The organism is Sphingomonas sp. HMP6 (genome assembly GCF_013374095.1).
Taxonomy (GTDB): Bacteria; Pseudomonadota; Alphaproteobacteria; order Sphingomonadales; family Sphingomonadaceae; genus Sphingomonas.
Map to the genome: position 1 here is coordinate 1,830,871 of NZ_AP022672.1, position 21,674 is coordinate 1,852,544.

Consider the following 21,674-nt stretch of genomic DNA (forward strand, 5'->3'; position numbering starts at 1 on the left):
TGAAATGCTTTACGCGGCGTTTGTAAGTGTCGGGGCCGCTGCAGAAGAAGGTGGTTCACGCGAAGGCGCGAAGAGCAGAAAAGGCCGCGAAGGCGATATCGCCGTGGCCGTCGCATGCCCTTTTATGAGCAAGAAGGATGGAGCAACGGGTCGCGCTATCGCCTTCGGCAAAGCAAAAAACCTTCGCGCTCTTACCTTCTCTTCGCGCCTTCGCGTGAACCTCTTTTTCTAAAGCCGCTTGTCCCCCGGATACGCCAGCAACAGGTCGCTGCCCGCGTTCGCAGTGATCTCGCTACGTCCGGTGAGGGTCAGGCATTCGCCTGCTGTCCAAGCCACGCCGTCGGCTGCACCCGCGCCAGCGACGGGGACGAACCAGCCGGTCACGCCCTCGGGCAGATCGACTACGCGATGGCCACCCGCGAAGCGTTCGACGACGAATTTCGGACCTTCGGCCAGAATTTGGCGATCACCGCCGTCAGACGCGGGCGTCGGCAAGGGCACGAACGGGTCGCCATCCGACACCGCGACGCCGGCGTCGAGGTGCAGTTCGCGGTCGCTGCCATAATCGTAGAGGCGGTAGGTCAGGTCGACATTCTGCTGGACTTCGACGCAGGTGATCCCCGCGCCGATCGCGTGAATCGTGCCGGCCTTGTTGTAGATGAAATCACTTGGCTTGACCGATTTCCAGTCGAGCTTGTGCGCGATGGAACCGTCGAGCGCCGCCACCCGTAGGTCTTCGTGCGTCATCGGCGCCAGCGTGCCGATCGCAATCGTCGAATCGGGTTCCGCCGCCAGGATCAGCCAGGCCTCGTCCTTGCCGCGCGGATAGCCGGCGGCCTGCGCCTGCGCATCGTCGGGATGGACCTGCACCGACAATTTCTCGCTGGTGAACAGATATTTGATCAGCAATTCGGGTTCGCCCGCGTGCGGCGTCTGGAACCAGACTTCGCCCACTTTCGCGCCCCCGGGTGCAGGATCGGCGAAACCGGGCCACAAATGGGTGCGGCCCCACGGCTTTTCGACGCGTTTGGTGGCGAGCAGGGTTGCGGTCACGGTGGGCGATCTCCTGTGGTCGGACAGTAATGCAAACGCATCGTTACGGCCAAGTGATCCGTTCACCGAAACGGCCCACTGAAAAACATTGTTCGCGGCCGCGCGCTTGCGCTAAGACCGCTCGCGATGCGTACCCCCCTTACCCGCTCGCCCCTCGCCCGCAGCCTTGCGGTCGTCCTGATCGCCGGATGCGCGCTCACCACCGGCTGCGCGCAGAACCGCAACAAGGGCGATATTCCCTACGTCGCGCGCGATGTCGGGACCCTTTACACGGCGGCACGCAAGCGTCTGGATAACAAGGAATATAAGCTCGCCGCCGCGCTGTTCGACGAGGTCGAGCGGCAGCATCCCTATTCGGTATGGGCACGCCGCGCGCAGTTGATGAGTTCGTTTAGCTATTATCTGGCGCACGATTACACCGCCTCGATCCAGTCGGCGCAGCGCTTCCTGTCGGTCCATCCGGGCAACCGCGACGCGCCTTATGCCTATTATCTCATCTCGCTCGGCTATTACGAGCAGATCAGCGATGTGACGCGCGACCAGAAGATCACGCAGCAAGCGCTCGATTCGCTGGGCGAATTGATGCGGCGCTATCCCAACACGCGCTACGCCGCCGATGCCCGCCTGAAAGTCGATCTGGTGCGCGACCATCTGGCCGGCAAGGAAATGGAGATCGGGCGCTTCTACGAAACGCGCGGGCAGTGGCTCGCGGCGACCGGGCGGTTCCGCAAGGTGGTCGACGATTATCAGACGACCACGCACACGCCCGAGGCGCTGATGCGACTGACCGAGACGTATCTGGCGCTCGGGGTACCGGAGGAAGCCCGCAAGGCCGCCGCCGTGCTGGGCGCGAACTATCCGGGCACGCAATGGTATGCGCGCGCCTACAAATTGTCGGGCGAGCATCCGCCGGTCGCCGTCGCGGCGATCGCGACGGGCCAGCCGGTCGTGCCCAATGTCGGGACCCCGGCGCCGGTCGACCTCAAGAAAAAGCGCGAGATCAACCGCGACACCAGCGCGGCCCCGGTCGGCACCTCCGCGACGAACAACCCGAGCAGTCCCAACCGCGGCAATTGATGCGCTGCGCGTAAAAAGAACGATACCGGAACACGCAAAGCTCGGGTAAAGGGAGCGGCACGATGCTGAACTCTCTCGCCATTCGTGATGTCGTGCTGATCGAAGCACTCGATTTGCAGTTCGGCGCAGGCCTTGGCGTGCTGACCGGGGAGACCGGCGCGGGCAAGTCGATCCTGCTCGACGCTCTGGGCCTGGCGCTCGGCGCGCGCGGCGAGGCCGGGCTGGTGCGGCAGGGCGCGGCGCAGGCCGTCGTCACCGCAACCTTCGATACGCCGCCTGCCGACGGGCCGATCGTCGCGCTGCTGACCGAAAACGGGCTCGACGTGGAACCGGGCGAGCCGCTGCTGATCCGCCGCATCGTCAAGGCCGATGGCGGCAGCCGCGCCTTCGTCAACGATCAGCCGGCGTCGGCGGGGTTGCTGCGCGAACTGGCAACGTGGCTGGTGGAAATCCACGGGCAGCATGACGATCGCGGGCTGCTCAATGCGCGCGGGCATCGTGCGCTGCTCGATGCGTTCGGGCGCGTCGATGCGGGCACGACCGCCGCGGCGTACAAGGCGTGGCGCGAGGCCGAGGGGGCGCTGGCCGCCGCGCGCGCCGGGATCGATACGGCGCAGCGCGACCGCGAATGGCTCGAACATGCCGTCGGCGAACTGCGCGCGCTGGCCCCTGAACCGGGTGAAGAGGAGACGCTCGCCGATCGCCGCCGCACGATGCAGCGCGCGGAGAAGATCGCCGAGGGTTTGGCGGCGATCGACAATTGGCTCGAAGGATCGGATGGCGGGCTGTCGCAGCTACGCCAGGCGGCGCGGGTGCTGGAACGGATCGCGGGCGACCACGCCGCCTTTGCCGATGCGCTGGCGGCGATCGATCGCGCGGTGATCGAGGGGGCGGTCGCCGAGGAGCGGCTGCGCGTGGCGAAGGCCGATCTGTGGTTCGATCCGGCGACGCTGGAAGAGGATGAGACGCGGCTGTTCGAGCTGCGCGGGATGGCGCGCAAGCACCGGGTGCAGCCGGATGAGCTGGCCGATCTGGCAAGCGAGCTGGCGGGCAAGCTGGCGGCGCTGGAGGCGGGCGAGGAAGGGCTGGCAGCGCTCGAAGACAAACTCGCCGCCGCGCGGTCGCGCTATGATGCTGCGGCCGATGCGCTGAGTACGGTTCGGACCGAGGCGGCGTTGCGGCTCGATGCGGCGGTCAAGGGGGAGCTCGTGCCGCTAAAGCTCGACGCGGCGCGCTTCCGCACTGTCGTCGCTGCGGCCCCGTCGGAGAATTGGTCGGCGGCGGGCAAGGACCGCGTCGAGTTCGAAATCTCGACCAACCCGGGCGCGCCGTTCGCGCCGTTGGTGAAGATCGCGAGCGGCGGCGAATTGTCGCGCTTCATTCTGGCGCTGAAGGTCGCACTTGCCGAGCAAGGCGGTGCTGCGACGATGATTTTTGACGAGATCGACCGCGGTGTCGGCGGTGCCGTCGCAAGCGCGATCGGCGAACGTCTGGCGCGGCTGGCGGGCGGCACGCAATTGCTCGTCGTGACGCACAGCCCGCAAGTCGCGGCGCGCGGCGGACATCATTTGCTGATCGCCAAAAGCCATGACGGGACGGTCACGCGCACCGGCGTAACGTCGCTCGACGAGGATGCCCGCCGCGAGGAGATCGCGCGGATGCTGTCGGGCGCGACGATCACGCCCGAGGCCCGCGCGCAGGCGGAGCGGTTGCTGGAGACGGCATGAGCCGCGCCCGCTAAACTCCGCGACATTCCCGTAACAATCTGCTATCGTCACCGCATCGCGCGAGTCTGCCCTCAAGCATCGCGCGGCTGAGAGACCTTCTGCGCTCCCGCTTGCCTGGCATCGGATGCGTGCTCTTGTTCTCTCGTTCCGCTCTTTTCGGTCAGCCTGTCCGCTGCGGTTGTTCCGCGCGACGTTGACCTGACGTGATCGGATGCGCCGGCCGGGGCCGGACGTCGCATCCGTCTTCGATCTCGGCCCCATCCAGTGCATTTTGACAATGGCACCGGGACCAAAGGAAGCAGTTATGGCTATCGGCACCGTTAAATTCTTCAACGCCGACAAGGGTTATGGTTTCATCGCGCCCGAGGGTGGCGGCGGCGATGCGTTCGTTCACATCAGCGCGGTCGAAGCGGCCGGTATGGCAACGCTCGATCGTGACCAGCGCGTTTCGTACGAGCTGGAAGAGGACCGCCGCGGCAAAATGTCGGCGGTCAAGCTCGCCCAGGCATAACCCGCGTTTACGCGAACCGGGGTGTCGCGCCGCTGCTTCGGCAGGGTGACGACACCCCATCTTGCCCCTCATATTCTCGCGGAGACCTCCGACGAACACCACCGCCATCTTCTATCGCGACCGCGCCCGCCAGGCCGAGTCCGACGCTTCCACCGCAACGCTCGACAATGTTCGCAGCCGTTTCCTGCGCGCCGCCAAGGCCTGGGATGAAATGGCGACGCGCGCCGAGAAAACCGCCGAGCGCCGCTCGGTGAACGAGGAAGCCAAGCATCTCGCCGAAATGGATGCGAGCGAGGATTAGGCACTCGAGCTCTAACTCTATTCCGTTCGGGCTAAGCCTGTCGAAGCCCTGCGTGCCACAAACGACGCTCGACGTGTGGCACGCAGCCCTTGGACAGGCTCAGGGCGAACGGGCAGCATGACGAACGCGCGCTTGATCCGGCGCGCCGCCCTCCGCTACCCCATCAGGCATGAGCACCGCCCTCCCCGCCAATGATGAAGACGCCGCCGCCGAACTGGCGCGGCTGGCGGCGGAGATCGCGCACCACAACCGCGCCTATCATACCGATGACGCACCCGAGATTTCGGATGCCGACTATGATGCGCTGACGCGGCGCAATGCCGGACTCGAGGCGGCATTCCCGCATCTCGTCCGCACCGATTCGCCCTCACTTGTGGTGGGGGCAGCCCCCGCCGCGCATCTCGCCAAGGTTGCGCACGCGCGGCCGATGATGAGCCTGGAGAATGCCTTCTCCGCTGACGAGGCGAGCGAATTCGTCGCGCGCGTGCGGCGGTTTCTCAATTTGCCCGAGGATGCGCCCGTTGCGCTGACGGCGGAGCCCAAGATCGATGGCCTGTCCTGTTCGCTCCGCTATGAACGCGGTCGGCTGGTGCAGGCGCTCACGCGCGGCGACGGTCAGGTTGGCGAGGACGTCACCGCCAATGTCGCGACGATCCGCGACATTGCGCAAACCCTAAACGGTGCCGCGCCCGACATTTTCGAGATCCGCGGCGAGGTCTATATGGCCAAGGCCGATTTCGCTGCGCTCAACGCCCGCTTGCTGACCGAGGCGGAAGATACGGGCAAGGACGCGCGGCAATTCGCCAACCCGCGCAACGCCGCCGCCGGATCGTTGCGCCAGAAGGACGCCGCCGTGACGGCGAGCCGGCCGCTCCGTTTCCTCGCGCATGGCTGGGGCGAGACATCCGCCCTCCCCGCCGACACGCAGTTCGGCGTGATGCGCGCGATCGCCGATTGGGGCTTGCCGGTCAGCGATCTGCTGATCCGCTGCGACGGCATGGAGCAGGCGCTCACGCACTACGCCGAAATCGAACATCGGCGCGCAGATCTTCCATTCGACATCGACGGCGTGGTCTATAAAATCGACCGGCTCGACTGGCAAAATCGGCTCGGCGCGGTCGCCAAGGCCCCACGCTGGGCGCTGGCGCACAAATTCCCGGCCGAGCGCGCCGAGACGACGCTGGAACGGATCGACATTCAGGTCGGGCGTACCGGCAAGCTGACCCCGGTGGCGCGGCTGACGCCCGTTACGGTCGGTGGCGTCGTCGTAACCAACGCAACGCTGCACAATGCCGACGAGATCGCGCGGCTGGGCGTGTGGCCGGGCGACCGCGTCGTATTGCAGCGCGCGGGCGACGTGATCCCGCAGATCGTCGAGAACCGCACGCCCGACGCCAGCCGCGGTCCCTGGCCCTTCCCCACGGTCTGCCCGGAATGCCAATCCGACGCGGTGCGCGAAGAAGGCGAAGTCGATATCCGCTGCACCGGCGGGCTGATCTGCCCGGCGCAGCGGATCGAGCGGCTGCGCCATTTCGTCAGCCGCGCCGCGCTCGATATCGAGGGGCTGGGCCTGAAGCAGATCGAGGATTTCTTCCACGACGGGCTGATCCATAGCCCCGCCGACATCTTCCGCCTTAGCGAAGCGCAATTGCTCGCGCGCAAGAAAGACGGCCGCGTGTGGGCCGCGAATTTGCTCGCGGCGATCGAAGCCAAGCGGTCGCCCGACCCCGCGCGCTTCCTGTTCGGGCTGGGGATCCGCCACGTCGGGCAAGTGACGGCGCGCGATCTGGTCAAGGCGTTCGGCACGGTCGAACGGATCGCCGAGATCGCCACCGCCGCCCATGACGCGCCCGAGGCCCGCGCCGAACTTGAGTCGGTCGATGGCGTCGGCCCGGTCGTCGCGGAGGCGCTGATCGATTTCTTCGCCGAACAGCATAACCGCGACGCCTGGGCCGATCTGCTCGGCCAAGTGTCCCCCACCCCCTATGTCTCGACCGTGCGCGAGTCGCCGGTGAGCGGCAAGACGGTGGTGTTCACCGGCAGCCTGGAGACGATGAGTCGCGACGAAGCCAAGGCGCAGGCCGAGACGCTGGGCGCGCGCGTGTCGGGATCGGTTTCGGCCAAGACCGATTTAGTCGTGGCTGGCCCCGGAGCGGGATCGAAGCTGAAAAAGGCCGCAGACCTAGGGATTTCGGTGATCGATGAGGCCGGATGGGCGGAGATCGTCGCCGCCGCACGATAACCCCCCCGCCCGTGGAGGTGATGCCTTTTTGCAACGCAACATGAATCGTTTCCGAGGATTGCTGCGACATGACTCGACTGTCATCCAACCGAAATATATCAGGTGCAAGGGCAGCGCCAATGGGGTTGTACGGCCGGTAACGCCGACCCCCGGATGCGATTCGAATCCTAAGGGGAATACCATGAAGATGAAGCTGTTCACGAGCGTGGCTTTCGCCGCGCTGCTGATTCCAGGCGCAGCGTTCGCGCAGTCGACCGGCTCGGTCGATTTCGAAAAGGGCGGCGAAGACATCGTCGTGACCGCACGCACGACCAAGGGCATCGAAGGCATCCAATCGCCCGACACGTCCAAGGCAAAGGGTGTGCTGACCCAGGAGTTCATCGCCAAGCAAACTCCCGGCAACTCGATCCTCGACACGATCAACAACCTGCCCGGTGTCAGCTTCCAGAATAACGATCCGTTCGGTTCGGCCGGCGGCACGCTCACCATTCGTGGTTTCGACGCGTCGCGCATCTCGCTGACCTTCGACGGCATTCCGCTGAACGACACCGGCAATTATGCGCTCTATTCGAACCAGCAGCTCGACCCCGAGCTGATCGAGCAAGTCAACGTCAATTACGGCTCGACCGACGTCGACAGCCCTTCGGCTGCAGCGACCGGTTCGACCGTCAACTATCGCACCGTGAACCCGACCGACGATTTCGGCGCACGCCTCGAAGGTTCAGCTGGCGAATATCAGTTCTTCCGCATCTTCGGTAAGGTCGACACCGGCGTGTTCACGCCATTCGGCACCAAGGCGTGGTTCTCCGCCAGCTCGGCTGAAAACAATGTTGTTTTCAACGACTTCGGCAAGATCCGCAAGCAGCAGTACAATGCCAAGGTCTATCAGCCGATCGGCAATAACGGCGACTTCATCTCGGTTTCGGGCAATTACAACCAGAACCGCAACAACTTCTTCGGGTCCGCCCCGCTGCGTTTCGACACCAATGTGTTCTCGCAGATCACGGCGCCGAACGCCGCCAACCCGAACACGCCAACCAACATTATCACGACGCTCAATCCGTTGCTGATCACCGGTGCGCCACGCTTCGCCGGCACGGGTTCGGCCAACCGATTCCCGCTGGGCCGCGATGAGCTGCCGTATTCGGTCGCGCGCTGCACGATCAACGGCGGCACGCCCGGCGTTGCCGACGCGCCTGCCAACGTCGTCGCGCCCGGCGCTTCGAACAATGGCTCGGCGTGCGGTACCGCCTTCGATGAGCGTTACAATCCGTCGAACACCGGCAGCATCCGCGTCAATGCCCGCTTCACGCTGGCACCGAACCTCGTCCTGACGGTCGATCCGAGCTATCAGTACACCAAGGCGAATGGTGGCGGCACCGTCACCGCACGTGAGGGCCTGCGCGACATCAATCCGGTAGGCACGGTTGTTGGCACGCCCAACACGGCAACCCCGACGCAGTGCATCACCGCACCGCAGACCGCAGCGAACAACTGCCAGGTCGGCTATTTCGCCGGCAACCCATACTTCGGCAAGGATCTGAATGGTGACGGCGATCTGCTCGACACCATCAACGTGCTGGCGCCGAGCCAGACGCAGACCCGTCGTTACGGCGTCATCGCTTCGCTGCGCTATGACATTGCAACGGGCCAGACGGTCCGCGTCGGCTACACGCTCGATTACGGTCGTCACCGCCAGACTGGCGAAACCGGCTTCCTGCAACTCAACGGCCAGCCGTTCGACGTGTTCCCGGTCAACAACCCGATCGCGGGCGTGAACAACTCCGTCCTGCAAAAGCGCGACCGTGCCTCGATCGCAACGCTGCAGCAGGGTTCGGCCGAGTATCGCGGTGAGTTCTTCGACAAGAAGCTGGTGGTCAACCTCGGCCTGACCGCGAAATTCTTCCGCCGCGACTTGACCAACTATTGCTTCGCCAGCAGCTCGGGTGGGTTCGTCGAATGCTTCGGCCGCGATGCGGCACTGCAAGGTGCGATTGCCGGGTATAACCCCTATTCGTTCGACAGCACGACCAACCGCGTGACCGGCTTTGCCCCGCCGCAGAACCGCGTCTACAACTACAAGCGCGTGCTGCCGAGCGGCGGCTTCACTTACAAGTTCGCCGATGTCTTCTCGCTCTATGCGAATTATTCCAAGGGCATCCAGGTTCCGGGTACGGACAATCTCTACAACGCGTTCTATTTTCCGCGGAACTCGTCGCTGGCCAACCCTGCCCCGGAAACGACGGACAATTTCGACCTCGGTTTGCGCTACACCACCAGCAAGCTGCAAGCGCAGTTTGGTCCGTGGTACACGCGCTTCACCAACCGTCTGGCCAGCGCATTCGACCCCGATACGCAGCAGACCTTCTACCGCAACCTCGGTCGCGTCGATAAGTATGGCATCGACGGCAGCGTCACCTATCGCCCAATCCGTGAAATCACGCTCTATGCCTACGGTTCGTATTTGAAGTCGGAGATCAAGGACAACGTGGTCCTCGGCACTTGCGCGAACACCCAGACGATCAACTGCACCACGGTCGGCGCGCCGATCCTGGCATTGACCGCTGGCAAGCGTGAATCGGGCGCACCGGTCTTCACCTTTGGCGGCCGCGCGCAGGCCGACGTTGGTCCGCTCGAAATCGGTATTCAGGCCAAGCGTACCGGTCCGCGCTTCTATAACGACCAAAACCTGCCGAACCTGCAGTGCACCGCGGCGCTGGTGAACCAGCTCTGCCCGACGCTTGCCAACACGACCGGCACGACCACCGCGTTCGCCGGTACGCGCGGCTTCCTGTACCAGGTGGCCCCGGAGAAGACCTCGGCCTACACCCAGGTTGATATCGATGCGCGGCTGTCGATGGGCTGGGCTGGTTTGAACGACAAGACGTACCTGCAGCTGAACGTCCAGAACCTGTTCAACAACTATTACGTTGGCGGTTTCTCGGGTGGTTCGACCACGCAGTTCAACGTGCCGTTCGTCCAGATCGGTTCGCCGCGCGCGATCGTGGGCACGCTCAACGTCGCCTTCTGATCGACCGTCAGGTCAAGAAAATGGCCGCCGTTCCGAAAGGAGCGGCGGCCTTTTTCGTTTCAGCGGACGGGCCTGATGGGTTTCAGGCCGCCTCCGTCTCCCCGATCTTGGCGTAGATCGAGTTTATCGGTCGGGCGAAGACGCGGCCGACCATCGGTTCGAAGAAGCTGAGCGGTGCGTTTTCATAGGTCGGGTCGAACGCGGCCTGATCGTATTTCTCGCAGAATTCCGCGCACGCCTCGAAATGCGGGTGGCCGCGGTAGTTTTCGCGCAAGTCGCGATCGCCGCCGATGTAGTGGAAGAAATAATAGCCCTGAAAAACGCCGTGCGTGTTGGCGATCCAGTGGAGTTCCTCGGACACGAATGGCCGCAGCATCGCCGCGCCGATCTCCGGATGGTTATAGGTGCCGAGCGTGTCGCCAATGTCGTGGAGCAGCGCCATGACGACATAGGCCTCGTCTCGGCCGTCCTGGTGCGCGCGCGTCGCGGTCTGGAGCGAATGCTGCAGCCGATCGACCGGGAAGCCGCCATAATCGCCGTCGAGCAAGCTGAGATGCGTCAGCACGCGGCTTGGCAAAGTGCGCGCGAACTGGCCGAAGTGGCCGGATATGAGGGTCCAATCGGCTTGCGTGCCGTCTTCCATCGCGGTGAACTGCGCGCGCTCTGGCTGGTGGTTCATGGCTCTCTCCTCGATCGTCGTTTGCGGTCAATGAACCACCAAAGGCCATTCGTGTCGAGCGAAGTCGAGACCGAGCCCGCGTACAGGTGTCCCGACTTCGCTCGACACGAACGGAAGCAAGGCTACCCATCGCTTTGCGCATCGATCCCAGCCGGTCTAGAAGGCCCTATGCCGCTAATCTCCCGCCCCACGATCTTCTCGCGGCCCTTCTTCGAAGACAAGAGCCGCGCGTTCTGGACGCTGCAAGCCGTTGGGTGGACGGGGTATCTGATCCTGCGTGGCGTCTCGACCGTGTCGAGCATCGCCGGGGCGGAGGATTTGAAGCGACTGGTGCCGGTCGTGTTCGAATCGATCATCGGGTACAGCGTCACGCTGCTGCTCTCGACGCTGTATCATATCTATCGCCGCCAGCCGCGCTTCGCGATGGCGGTGCTGACGGTGCTGACGCTGGCGGTGGCGACGTTGCTCTACGCTGTGCTCGACGCGTTTTCCTTCTCCTTTGTCGGCGATTCGTCGCCGGGGCTGACGCTGCCACTGGTGCTGGGCACGATCTTTCTCAATTTCACCGTCCTCGCCGGGTGGACCGCGCTCTATTTCGGGATCAATTTCTATCTGATCGTCGAGGATCAGATCGACCAGCTCGCAGCACTTGAAAGCACCGCCTCCTCCGCGCAGCTCGCGATGCTGCGCTATCAGCTCAACCCGCATTTCCTGTTCAACACGCTCAATTCGATCTCGACGTTGGTGCTGCTCAAGGAAACCGAGCGCGCCAATGCGATGCTCGGGCGGTTGTCGTCTTTCCTGCGCTATACCCTGGCCAACGAACCGACCGCGCATGTGACGGTGCAGCAGGAGTTCGAGACGCTGAAACTGTATCTCGAGATCGAGAAGATGCGCTTCGAGGAGCGCCTGCGCCCGAGTTTTGAGGTGGATCCCCGGGTAGCGAAAGCGCGCTTACCCTCGCTGTTGCTGCAACCTTTGGTCGAGAACGCGATTAAGTACGCGGTAACGCCGCAGGAAGACGGCGCCGAAATCGCGGTGGTCGCGCGGCTCGCCGGGGATCGGGTGCAGATCGTCGTATCCGACACCGGACCCGGCTTGAACGAGGCGAAGAACCGGTCAAGCGTTTCGCTGGCGGTTCAATCCCTTTCAACCGGGGTTGGGCTCGCCAATATCAGGGAGAGACTGGCTCAGGCTTACGGGCCTGACCATAGTTTCGAGATGCGATCGATCCCGGGGGGCGGTTTCGGGGTCGAGATTGAAATCCCGTTCCAGCTCGAGGAACCGAAGAAAGAGTTTGCATGACGATCCGCACCATCCTCGTCGACGACGAAAAGCTTGCTACACAAGGGCTCGCCTTGCGCCTTGCCGCGCATGACGACGTCGAAATCATCGATACCTGCCAGAACGGCCGCGAGGCGATCCGTTCGATCAAAACCAACAAACCCGACCTCGTCTTTCTCGATATCCAGATGCCCGGCTTCGACGGTTTCTCCGTCGTACAGGGGCTGATGGAGGTCGAACCCCCGCTGTTCGTGTTCGTGACGGCCTATTCCGACCATGCGTTGAAGGCGTTCGAGACCGACGCGGTCGATTATCTGATGAAGCCGGTCGAGGAAGCGCGGCTTGCCGATACGCTCGATCGCGTGCGCCAACGCCTGACCGAAAAGCGCGGCGTCGAGGAGGCAGACCGGCTGAAGGAAGTGATCGCCGAGATCGCGCCCGAATCCGTCGAAAATCTCGGCGAGGCCGAGCATGTCTCCTCGAACCGCTTCGAAAAGCTAATCAACATCAAGGATCGCGGCCAGATCTTCCGCGTCGATGTCGATACGATCGAACTGATCGAGGCGGCCGGCGATTATATGGTGATCAAGACCGGCGACAATTCGCTGGTGCTGCGCGAGACCATGAAAGACCTCGAACGCCGCTTAGATCCGCGCCGCTTCCAGCGCGTCCACCGCTCGACGATCGTCAACCTCGATCTGGTGAAAGAGGTGAAACCGCACACCAATGGCGAGTGCTTCCTGGTGCTGCAGTCCAATGCGCAGGTGAAGGTGTCGCGGTCCTATCGCGACGTGGTCGCGCGGTTCGTTCACTAAGCGCGCGGCGAAGCGGCCTTCATTCGGTCGCTTCGCCCTCGCCGCCCGGTGCTGGATTTTCGAAAAACGATTCGACCTCGCCCGACAGTTTCAGCGTCAGTGGGTTGCCGTGGCGATCGACCTTCTTGCCCAAGGCGACGCGGATCCAGCCCTCGGAACGGCTATATTCCTCGACGTCGGTGCGTTGCTGCCCCTTGAAGCGGATGCCGATGCCGCGTGCCAGCACGGCCTCGTCATAATGCGGGCTGCGCGGGTTGGACGAAAGGCGGTCGGGCGGGAGATCTGTGTCGCTCATGGTCGCGGCTCATGACGCAAATCGCGCAGCAACGCCAGACACGAAAACGGCGCGGGGATTGCTCCCGGCGCCGTGTTGCGATCGAAGTATCGGCTCAGCGGCAAACGCGGACCCGAACGACCTCATCATAATAGGGATCGTAGCGCCGCTCTACGAAACAGCGGTTGTACCCGCCACGACGCTGATAGGCATAATAGCCGTCCATCGGATAATAATTGTGCGAGCGGTAATAGCGATCGTCATAATAGGGATCGAACCCCTGCTGCCGATAATAATCGTCGCGGTAGCGATCGTTGCGGTTCGAAGCGATCGCTGCGCCGATTGCCAGACCGGCGATACCCGCGACGATCGCGGTACCGCCATTGTCGCGGTCGTAGTGGCGATACCCGCCGCCGCGCCAGCGCTGCGCCTCAGCCGGAGCCGCTGCCGTTAGCGCAGTCGCGCCGAGCGCCACGGCGAGACCGATCTTCTTCATGATGACGTTCATTGCAAAACCTCCTCGTTCCAGCCGCCGTGCGTGCATCGCCAAAGAACGCACCAACGGGTTAGGCTGTTGCATCGACTAGCCGAGTCGCCCTGAATAGCTGCGGAACGTCGCGTTTAACCGGCGTTCAGCGAAGGAGACAAACATTGGCCTTCTGGCTGTTGAAATCCGAACCCGAAACCTACGGCTGGCACGATCTGCTGGCCGAGGGGCGAACCGAATGGACCGGCGTGCGCAATCCCGCTGCAGCGCTGCATTTGAAGGCGATGCAGGTCGGCGATCGGGCTTTCTTCTATCACAGCGGCAAGCCCAAGGAGATCGTCGGCACGGTTGAAGTGATGCGCACCGCGCAGCAGGATGGCGAGGAAGCGCGCTGGGTCTCGGTCGAGATCGCGCCGCTCGGGGCATTGGAGTGGCCCGTAACGCTGGCGGCGATCAAGGCCGATCCGGCACTCGCCGGAATGGAGCTGCTGCGCCAGTCGCGGCTCAGCGTGTCGCCGGTGCGGGAGCAGGAATGGGATGTGATACTGCGCGCCGGAACGCCGCCGCTCTAAAACCCGTTCGGCTTGACCACCATCACCCACGCCGCCGCCACCAACGGCACGGTGATCAACAGGCCGACGATGAACCACCAGCGGCTGGCGCGCCAATAAGCGTCCGGAATGTCGCCGCCCGCCTGAAACCTCTTGGCCATGCGCGCCAGGCGGATTTGCAGCGGCACCAGGATGCCCAGCCACAGCAGCCCCGAGACGACGAACAGGATCTGACCCCACAACAGCCAGCGTTCGCCGACGAGATCCATCCGCGCGATCAGCGCTGCGCCGTAGCCGCCGATGATCGTCAGCGCGGCACCCCAGACGGTGAGGCTCCAGTCGGTCAAAGTGACGAGGCGTTGTCCGAAGCCGACGATCTTCGCGTCCTTGCTGCGATCGGCAAAGAATTTCCAGATCGCGGTCGCGGTGACGTTGCCGAGCAGCATGATGATGCCGATGATGTGGATGAATTTCGCGGTTTCGTACGCCATGTACGGTTTCTATCCGCGATCCCGGCGCGATCAACCGCCAAAGCCAAGCGCGGTGTCGTAGATAACTCCCCCCCGTTCGGGCTAGGCCTGTCGAAGCCCTGCGTGCCACAAGCGATGCCAGACGTGCGGCACGGGGCCCTTCGACAGGCTCAGGGCGAACGGGATGGGGGTGCAGCCTCGGCGAAACACCGTGCAGCGCAAATGAAAAGGGCCGGGCGTTCGCACGCCCGGCCCCTTTCGCATTTCTATACCCCGAGGCTCAGCTCTGCAGCTTCGCCCGGCTGGCGCGCTTGCGCTCGTTCGCGTCGAGATACCGCTTGCGCAACCGGATCGACTTCGGCGTCACTTCGACCAACTCGTCATCGTCGATATAGGCAATCGCTTGCTCGAGCGTCGCGCGCTTCGGCGGGGTAAGACGCACGGTGTCGTCCTTGCCACTGACGCGGAAGTTGGTCAGCGCCTTGGTCTTCATCGGGTTGACTTCGAGATCGTCCGGCTTGGCATTCTCGCCGACGATCATGCCCTCGTACAGCGCCTCGCCGTGCGCGACGAACAGGATGCCGCGCTCTTCGAGCGGGCCGAGCGCGTAGGTATTGGCTTCGCCCGCTCCGTTCGAGATCAACACGCCGTTCTTGCGGCCTTCGATGTTGCCCTTGTGCGGCCCGTACTTCTCGAACAGCCGGTTCATGATGCCGGTGCCGCGCGTGTCCGACAGGAACTCGCCATGATAGCCGATCATGCCGCGCGACGGCGCGGAAAAGGTGATACGCGTCTTGCCGCCGACCGACGGACGCATGTCGGTCATCTCGGCCTTACGGATGTTCATCTTCTCGACGACCGTGCCCGAATATTCGTCGTCGACGTCGATGATGACGGTTTCGTACGGCTCGGTCTTCTTGCCGTCCTCATCCTCGCCGAACAGCACGCGCGGGCGGCTGATGCCGAGTTCAAAGCCCTCGCGGCGCATCGTCTCGATCAACACGCCGAGCTGAAGCTCGCCGCGGCCGGCGACTTCGAAGCTGTCCTTGTCGGCCGCTTCGGTCACCTTCACGGCGACGTTCGACTCCGCTTCGCGGAACAGGCGCTCGCGGATCATGCGGCTGGTCACCTTGGTGCCCTCACGGCCCGCCATCGGCGAATCGTTGACGGCGAAGCGCATCGACAGCGTCGGCGGATCGATCGGCTGGGCATGGAGCGGCTCGCTCACGCTGGTGTCGGCGATCGTATCGGCGACGGTCGCGATCGACAGGCCGGCCAGGCTGATGATGTCGCCCGCTTTCGCTTCGTCGACCGGTACGCGGTCGAGACCGCGGAACGACATGATCTTCGACGCGCGGCCGGTCTCGATGATCTTGCCGTCGTTGTTGAGCGCGTGGATCGGCTGGTTGACCTTGACCACGCCCGAATTGACGCGGCCGGTGAGGATGCGGCCGAGGAACGGATCGCGATCGAGCAGCGTCACGAGGAAGGTGAACGGCACGCCGGCGACTTCCACCGCGGGGGGCGGAACGTGGGCGACGATCGTTTCGAACATCGGGATCAGCGTACCTTCGCGCGCGTCCATGTCGGTCGAGGCATAGCCGTTACGGCCCGAGGCGTAGAGCACGGGGAAATCGAGCTGCTCGTCATTCGCGTCCAAGGACACGAACAGGTCGAACACTTCGTCGAGCACTTCCTGGATGCGCGCGTCGTTGCGGTCGACCTTGTTGACGACGACGATTGGCTTCAGGCCGAGCGCCAGCGCCTTGCCGGTGACGAACTTGGTCTGCGGCATCGCGCCTTCCGACGAATCGACCAGCAGAACGACGCCGTCGACCATCGACAGGATGCGCTCGACCTCACCGCCGAAATCGGCGTGGCCGGGGGTGTCGACGATGTTGATGCGGATGCTCTCGCTCGCACCCGGCGGGGTCCAATCGACCGATGTCGGCTTGGCGAGAATGGTGATGCCACGCTCTTTTTCGAGGTCGTTCGAATCCATCGCGCGCTCTTCGATGCGCTGATTGTCGCGGAAGGTGCCGGACTGACGGAACAATTGATCGACGAGAGTGGTCTTGCCATGATCGACGTGTGCGATGATGGCCACATTGCGGAGGCTCATAGGTGTGTCCGGTGCTTTAGCTTGAGATGTAGCGCGCGCCCCTAGCGCAAATGTTGCACGGCAACAAGGTGCGCGAGCAGGCGGGCGGGCGCGCCGGTTCGCGCCGCCCGCCCGACCGGATCAGAATTTGCCGCCGATTTCGATCCCGTACACGCGCGGCTCGCCGCGAATGTAGCTGGGAATGCCGAAGCCGCCGCCGGTATTGCCTGCGTCGATCAGATACTTTTTGTTGAGCGCGTTGCGGGCGAAGCCGCCGATGCGATATTTCCCACCGGCCAATTCGACGCCCGCGCGGACGTTGACGAGCGTATAGCCGTCCTGGCTGATCGCCGGATTGTTCGGAAGCTCGAAGAACACCTTGCTTTGATAGGTGGCCGAGGGCGTCGCGTAGATCGTCATGCTGCCGACCGGCGCACGCAGCGTGATGCCGCCCGAGGCGCTATATTTCGGCTGGAGCCGGAATTGCGCGCCGGAGAAGGCGCCGGTGGCGGCATTCTTCTCGATCTTGCCATCGACATAAGCGAAGTTGCCGAACACGTTCACGAACCGCCCGAGCTTGAGGTTGCCCTCGAACTCGACACCGGGGTTGCGCGCTCTGCCCGCGCTTTGCGTGGTCGTCACGCCGTTATTGGTGACCGAAACCTGGAAGCCATTATAGGTCTGATAGAACACGCCGAGCGACCCGGTGAACGGGCCGACCTTGCCCTTGATCCCGGCTTCATAGTTCCACACCACTTCGTCGGGCACGACTTGAAGGTTGGGTACCACGACCCCGCCGATATTTGCCCCATTGAGCTGCACCACCGGCGACCGGCGGCCCTTGCTGATCGTCGCATAGACATTCACGCTGTCCGTCACGCGATACAGCACGTTCGCGCGCGGCAGGACTGCGGTGAAGCTCTTCCGCGCGGTGAAGATCTGGCCATTGGTATTGGCCGTGCCGAGCAGGCTGGAGCGGATGCCGAGCGACGCGAGAATCGTCGAATTAGGCTGAACCGAGCTATAGCCGGATTTGCGCTGTTCGATCAGCAGCCGGGCCCCTGCGGTGATTTCCAGCCGCGGGGTCGGGAGCCAGGTGCCGTCGGCAAAGACCGAATAGGTATCGTTGGTGCCATAATTGGTGAACACCGACTGATACGGAAGCTGCGTTGCCGCACCACCGGTGAGCACCGCGGTCGCGCGCGCCGCCGTCACCGTGCCATTGGCCGCGACGCAGCCCGCGACGCCCGCGTTAGCAAGGGAAGTGCGAATCGCCGCAAAATTCGGCGAGACCGAGCAGCCGAGGTACGTGCCTTCCTCGGTCGAGAAAGGAACGCGCTGCAAATTGTTTTCGAAGAAGGCGTTCCAGCCGAACGACGCACGATATTTGTCGCCCGTGAAGTTGAAACGGCCTTCATGGCTCCACTGATCGCCGCGCGCATCCTCGGCGAATTCGAGGTACCAGGCCGGACCGCCATCGGCATCGAACACTTCGTTGCTGTTGAACTTGCGATAGCCGTTGACGGTGGTGAAGCTGACGCCCGGCGCAAGCTGTGCGGTGACGGTTAGATTGGCGTCGTACACGTCGCGCTTCAGGCCGAGCTTGGCGTCACCGAGCACCGCCGCGCTGAACGGCGAGCCCGACAGTTCGGCATAGCTATAGTCGCCGCCATTGCCGCCCGTCGGCGCCAGGGCCCGCGAGCGGAAAGCGGTGCCGGGGTTACGCTGACCGTCATAGGTTAGCACCAGGCTGGCGGTGAGCGCATCGGTCGGCGCCCAGCGCAGCGAGCCGCGCACGCCGCGCTGATCCTGACCGTTCAGATCGTCCTGATTGATCTTGCCCTGATTCTGATTGGGGACATTCGGGTCGCCGGCGATGTTGCGAACAAAGCCATCGTGATATTTGTAGGCGAAGGCGAGACGGCCGGCGAGCGTGTCGTTGCCGACATTGACGAAGCCCGAGACCTGGCTGCGGTTGAAATTTCCGTAGGAGCCATTGAGTTCAGCCGAGGTTCCCGCGCGCGGCTGTGCCGAAATGATGTTGACCGCGCCGACTGCCGATGCGGTGCCGAACAGCGTTGCCTGCGGCCCCTTCACCACTTCGAAGCGCTCGAGATCGTACAGATCCTGATACGCACCGCGTGTGCGCGAGACGTCGATGCCATTGTAATAGAGCGAAACGCGCGCGCCCTGCTGCGACGAACCGCTGTCCGAGGTGATGCCGCGGATGACGAACCCGGGGTTGTTGGCGCTCTGCTCCTGAATGCGCAGGCCGGGGATATAGAGCGCGACTTCGGCGAGCGAATTGACCCCGAGTTCCTGCATCTTCGCGCCGGTGACCGCGGTGACGGTGATCGGCACGTCCTGGATCTTCTGTTCCCGCTTCTGCGCGGTAACAACGATGTCGGGGCCGCTTGCCTCCGGCTCGGTCGGCTGCACCGCCGATTGGGCGAGCGCCGCGGTGGAGCAGCAGCCGAGCAAGGTGCCGACAAGAACGAGCGAGAACGAACGACGCATTACGCAAAACCCCTTTGGTGTTTGAATTGTTGCGGTGCGGTATCGATCGTATGCGACGCGTTCGCGTCGTTTCGGTGAAAGTTACGTGACGGAACGCGTATTACCATAACGACACACTTGAACCGGACGGCGATCCGCTTCATCTAGAGGCGACATTGGCCGGAGTGACGAGATGGCGACCGCTACAGATACCGAAACAAGCGATCTGGTGCTGACCCCGCCCACCCCGGTACCAGTGGTGTCGCCGGAAAAGGCGATCGGGCTGGTGCCAATCGAAGATGGCGTGCGCTCAAAACTGCAGACCAAGGTTGCCGATTTCGTCGACGATCTGATCGCGCAGGACGTGAACTCACCCGAATTCGGCAAGCGCGTCGATGCGATCGCGGCGATGGGGCAGAAGGAAATCCGCGCGGCAGCCGACCAGTCGAACCGCTTCCTCGATCGCCCGGTGAAGGCGATGGACGGCGAAAGTGGCGTCGGCGCCGATTTGACCGAGCTGCGTCGCACGATCGAAAAGCTCGACCCGAGCGTCAACGGCAAGCTGATCTCGGGTCGCGGGATGATGAGCAAGCTGTTCGGCGGCGGGCTCAACACCTATTTCGACAAATATCGCTCTTCGCAGTCGCACATCGCAGCGATCCTCAAGACCTTGTCGCGCGGCAAGGACGAATTGCTGATGGACAATGCCGCGATCGACACCGAGCGCGCCAATCTGTGGACCGCGATGGGGCGGCTCGAACAGATGATCGTGCTGTCGAAGGAAATGGATGCGCGGCTGGAAGAGAAAGCCAACGACCTCGACCACACCGATCCGGCCAAGGCGAAAGCGATCCGCGAGAGCGCCTTGTTCTATGTGCGCCAACGCACGCAGGATCTGCTGACGCAAATGGCGGTGACGGTGCAAGGCTATCTCGCGCTCGATCTGGTCAAGAAGAACAATATCGAACTGGTGAAGGGTGTCGATCGCGCGTCGACCACGACCGTTAGCGCGCTGCGTACGGCGGTCACGGTAGCGCAAGCACTCGCCAACCAGAAATTGGTGCTCGACCAGATTACCGCGCTCAATTCGACCACCGCAAACATCATCGATGCTACCGGCAAGCTGCTCAAATCGCAGACCGCGACGATCCACGAGCAAGCCGCCGCCGCGACCATCCCGGTCGAGACGCTGCAGCGCGCGTTCCAGAACATCTATGACACGATGGACGCGATCGATTCGTTCAAGGCCAAGGCGCTGGTGTCGATGAAGGCGACGGTCGGGACGCTGTCGACCGAGGTCGAGAAATCGAAGGGTTATATCGCGCGGGCCGAGGGCGCGGCGCAGAACCAGCTTTCCGGTCCTACCGAAGGCTTCAAGCTGGAGGCGGAGTGATGCCGTGAGCGATGTCGACCGCCAGATTGCCCGCGCCGGTGAATTGCTCGACCGCACCCGCGCCGAGCGGCGCGCGATGGTGGCGCAGCGTCGGCGGGGGACTTCGGTTGCCAAGAGGTTTGCGGTGGCGGCCGGGGCGGATCTTGCGATCATTGTTGCGGCGATCCTGATCGGCTGGTTCGTGCCGCTTGGCATGGGCGGGGCCTTGCTGGTGGGTGCGCTATTGATCCTGGTCACGCTGTTCGCCTTGTTTGCGAATTTCACGCCGACGGTGCGCGCCGAGCAGCTTCCAGCCGTGCCGCTCAAATTGCTGCCGTCGCGCACCGGCGAATGGCTCGATACGCAGCGCAAGGCCCTGCCCGCGCCGGCGCAGACGCTGGTCGACGGGATCGGCGTACGGCTCGATATGCTGTCGCCGCAGCTCGCGACGCTCGACGAGCAGCAACCGGCCGCTGCTGAATTGCGCAAACTGATCGGCGAGCAATTGCCCGACCTGCTGCGCGATTACGCCAAGGTGCCGCCTGCGTTGCGTAGCGTGGCGCGCAACGGGAAAAGCCCGGACGCACAACTGGCCGAAAGCCTGCGCCTGATCGACGCGGAGATCGGCGAGATGTCCGAGCATATCGCGCAGGGCGATCTCGATTCGCTGGCGACGCGCGGGCGGTTTCTGGAGATCAAATATCGCGACGACCGGGGGGTTTAGGGTTCCGCAGGACCCAACCCCACACGTTAGAGAGCGTTCAAGCCGTTACCGCTCCACCGCCCGCGCGCAGAGTACCAGCACGCGGACCTTGCCCTCGCTGCGATCGCCGAACATCTGCGTCGCGGTGCCGAGTTTCATCGTGCGGACGGTGTCGCGCAAAGCAGGCGGAAGTGCGGTAAGCGGCACGCCCGCAGCATCGGCCACGCTGGCGCCGACGGTCTTGGCGACCCCAGCGACATCGGCGCAGGAGAAGATGCCAAGCGACGCCTGCTGAAACGCCGCGATCTTGTCAGCAATCGCTTTCTCATCGCCCGCGGGATCGACCGCGACCGTCATCTGCTTGACGGTGACCAGCACCAGCTTGGGCGTGGCCTTTTTGGGGGCGGGCTTTGGCGCGGCGGCGAGCGCAAAGGGCGCTATCAACGAGATCGCGAGCGCGGCGATCGAAAGGCGAGTCAGGGTCTTGGTCATCGGGTTGC

At 63.6% G+C, this 21,674-nt stretch carries 20 protein-coding genes; 12 read left to right on the forward strand and 8 right to left on the reverse strand.

Annotation, left to right across the window (positions count from 1 at the left end):
- Positions 1-4 precede the first annotated feature (4 nt).
- The gene (locus HMP06_RS09105) at positions 5-232 is read left to right on the forward strand and encodes a hypothetical protein (protein WP_176496806.1); all 228 of its coding nucleotides are present in this window, start codon (positions 5-7) and stop codon (positions 230-232) included.
- On the opposite strand, the gene HMP06_RS09110 is transcribed toward HMP06_RS09105, so the two are convergent.
- Positions 229-1,053, reverse strand: a complete 825-nt coding sequence (locus tag HMP06_RS09110) for a class I mannose-6-phosphate isomerase (protein WP_176496807.1) — start codon at positions 1,051-1,053, stop codon at positions 229-231. The genes HMP06_RS09105 and HMP06_RS09110 overlap by 4 nt on opposite strands.
- A 126-nt stretch (positions 1,054-1,179) precedes the next feature.
- On the opposite strand from HMP06_RS09110, the gene HMP06_RS09115 reads away from it, so the two are divergent.
- The 6 genes from HMP06_RS09115 to HMP06_RS09140 all read left to right on the forward strand — a co-directional run bounded on the left by HMP06_RS09115 (position 1,180) and on the right by HMP06_RS09140 (position 9,942).
- Positions 1,180-2,130: an outer membrane protein assembly factor BamD gene (locus HMP06_RS09115; RefSeq protein ID WP_176496808.1), complete on the forward strand. Its 951-nt coding sequence runs from the start codon at positions 1,180-1,182 to the stop codon at positions 2,128-2,130.
- Positions 2,131-2,192: 62 nt separating this feature from the next.
- Positions 2,193-3,857, forward strand: a complete 1,665-nt coding sequence (recN, locus tag HMP06_RS09120; protein ID WP_176496809.1) for a DNA repair protein RecN — start codon at positions 2,193-2,195, stop codon at positions 3,855-3,857.
- 304 nt (positions 3,858-4,161) lie between these two features.
- On the forward strand, positions 4,162-4,368 hold the full coding sequence (locus HMP06_RS09125; RefSeq protein ID WP_176496810.1) for a cold-shock protein: 207 nt from the start codon (positions 4,162-4,164) through the stop codon (positions 4,366-4,368).
- A 61-nt stretch (positions 4,369-4,429) separates the two neighbouring features.
- Positions 4,430-4,669 carry a hypothetical protein gene (locus HMP06_RS09130; protein ID WP_232089571.1) on the forward strand — a complete coding sequence of 80 codons (240 nt, stop codon included), beginning with the start codon at positions 4,430-4,432 and terminating at the stop codon, positions 4,667-4,669.
- Positions 4,670-4,838: 169 nt separating this feature from the next.
- Positions 4,839-6,911 carry an NAD-dependent DNA ligase LigA gene (gene ligA, locus HMP06_RS09135; protein WP_176496811.1) on the forward strand — a complete coding sequence of 691 codons (2,073 nt, stop codon included), beginning with the start codon at positions 4,839-4,841 and terminating at the stop codon, positions 6,909-6,911.
- A 181-nt stretch (positions 6,912-7,092) separates the two neighbouring features.
- Positions 7,093-9,942 (forward strand): TonB-dependent receptor, encoded by a 2,850-nt coding sequence (locus HMP06_RS09140; protein ID WP_176496812.1) that lies wholly within the window; start codon positions 7,093-7,095, stop codon positions 9,940-9,942.
- A gap of 82 nt (positions 9,943-10,024) precedes the next feature.
- On the opposite strand, the gene HMP06_RS09145 is transcribed toward HMP06_RS09140, so the two are convergent.
- Positions 10,025-10,621, reverse strand: coding sequence for an HD domain-containing protein (locus HMP06_RS09145; RefSeq protein WP_176496813.1), 597 nt, complete (start codon positions 10,619-10,621; stop codon positions 10,025-10,027).
- Positions 10,622-10,789: 168 nt separating this feature from the next.
- Between HMP06_RS09145 and HMP06_RS09150 the strand changes: the two genes are divergently transcribed.
- Positions 10,790-11,926, forward strand: a complete 1,137-nt coding sequence (locus HMP06_RS09150) for a sensor histidine kinase (protein WP_176496814.1) — start codon at positions 10,790-10,792, stop codon at positions 11,924-11,926.
- Positions 11,923-12,720: a LytR/AlgR family response regulator transcription factor gene (locus HMP06_RS09155; RefSeq protein WP_176496815.1), complete on the forward strand. Its 798-nt coding sequence runs from the start codon at positions 11,923-11,925 to the stop codon at positions 12,718-12,720. Before HMP06_RS09150 ends, HMP06_RS09155 begins: the two co-directional genes overlap by 4 nt.
- 19 nt (positions 12,721-12,739) lie before the next feature.
- On the opposite strand, the gene HMP06_RS09160 is transcribed toward HMP06_RS09155, so the two are convergent.
- Both HMP06_RS09160 and HMP06_RS09165 read right to left on the reverse strand, forming a co-directional pair.
- On the reverse strand, positions 12,740-13,015 hold the full coding sequence (locus HMP06_RS09160) for a DUF3297 family protein (protein ID WP_176496816.1): 276 nt from the start codon (positions 13,013-13,015) through the stop codon (positions 12,740-12,742).
- 94 nt (positions 13,016-13,109) lie between these two features.
- Complete coding sequence (locus tag HMP06_RS09165; protein WP_176496817.1) at positions 13,110-13,502, reverse strand: hypothetical protein; 393 nt, start codon at positions 13,500-13,502, stop codon at positions 13,110-13,112.
- A gap of 143 nt (positions 13,503-13,645) precedes the next feature.
- Here HMP06_RS09165 and HMP06_RS09170 point away from each other — a divergent pair, with 143 nt between their 5' ends.
- A complete protein-coding gene (locus HMP06_RS09170) occupies positions 13,646-14,053 on the forward strand; it encodes an EVE domain-containing protein (protein ID WP_176496818.1) in 408 nt (135 codons plus the stop codon).
- Here HMP06_RS09170 and HMP06_RS09175 read toward each other — a convergent pair.
- The 3 genes from HMP06_RS09175 to HMP06_RS09185 form a co-directional block, all read right to left on the reverse strand.
- Positions 14,050-14,523 carry a DUF2269 family protein gene (locus HMP06_RS09175; protein ID WP_176496819.1) on the reverse strand — a complete coding sequence of 158 codons (474 nt, stop codon included), beginning with the start codon at positions 14,521-14,523 and terminating at the stop codon, positions 14,050-14,052. The genes HMP06_RS09170 and HMP06_RS09175 overlap by 4 nt on opposite strands.
- 259 nt (positions 14,524-14,782) lie before the next feature.
- On the reverse strand, positions 14,783-16,624 hold the full coding sequence (typA, locus tag HMP06_RS09180; RefSeq protein WP_176496820.1) for a translational GTPase TypA: 1,842 nt from the start codon (positions 16,622-16,624) through the stop codon (positions 14,783-14,785).
- A gap of 120 nt (positions 16,625-16,744) precedes the next feature.
- Positions 16,745-19,120, reverse strand: a complete 2,376-nt coding sequence (locus HMP06_RS09185; protein ID WP_176496821.1) for a TonB-dependent receptor — start codon at positions 19,118-19,120, stop codon at positions 16,745-16,747.
- A 172-nt stretch (positions 19,121-19,292) separates the two neighbouring features.
- On the opposite strand from HMP06_RS09185, the gene HMP06_RS09190 reads away from it, so the two are divergent.
- Together HMP06_RS09190 and HMP06_RS09195 are read left to right on the forward strand one after the other, a co-directional pair.
- Positions 19,293-20,492 carry a toxic anion resistance protein gene (locus HMP06_RS09190; protein ID WP_176496822.1) on the forward strand — a complete coding sequence of 400 codons (1,200 nt, stop codon included), beginning with the start codon at positions 19,293-19,295 and terminating at the stop codon, positions 20,490-20,492.
- A gap of 4 nt (positions 20,493-20,496) precedes the next feature.
- Positions 20,497-21,195 (forward strand): hypothetical protein, encoded by a 699-nt coding sequence (locus tag HMP06_RS09195; RefSeq protein ID WP_176496823.1) that lies wholly within the window; start codon positions 20,497-20,499, stop codon positions 21,193-21,195.
- A 45-nt stretch (positions 21,196-21,240) separates the two neighbouring features.
- Here the strand turns inward: HMP06_RS09195 and HMP06_RS09200 are convergent, their stop codons facing one another.
- The gene (locus tag HMP06_RS09200) at positions 21,241-21,666 is read right to left on the reverse strand and encodes a hypothetical protein (protein ID WP_176496824.1); all 426 of its coding nucleotides are present in this window, start codon (positions 21,664-21,666) and stop codon (positions 21,241-21,243) included.
- Positions 21,667-21,674 lie beyond the last annotated feature (8 nt).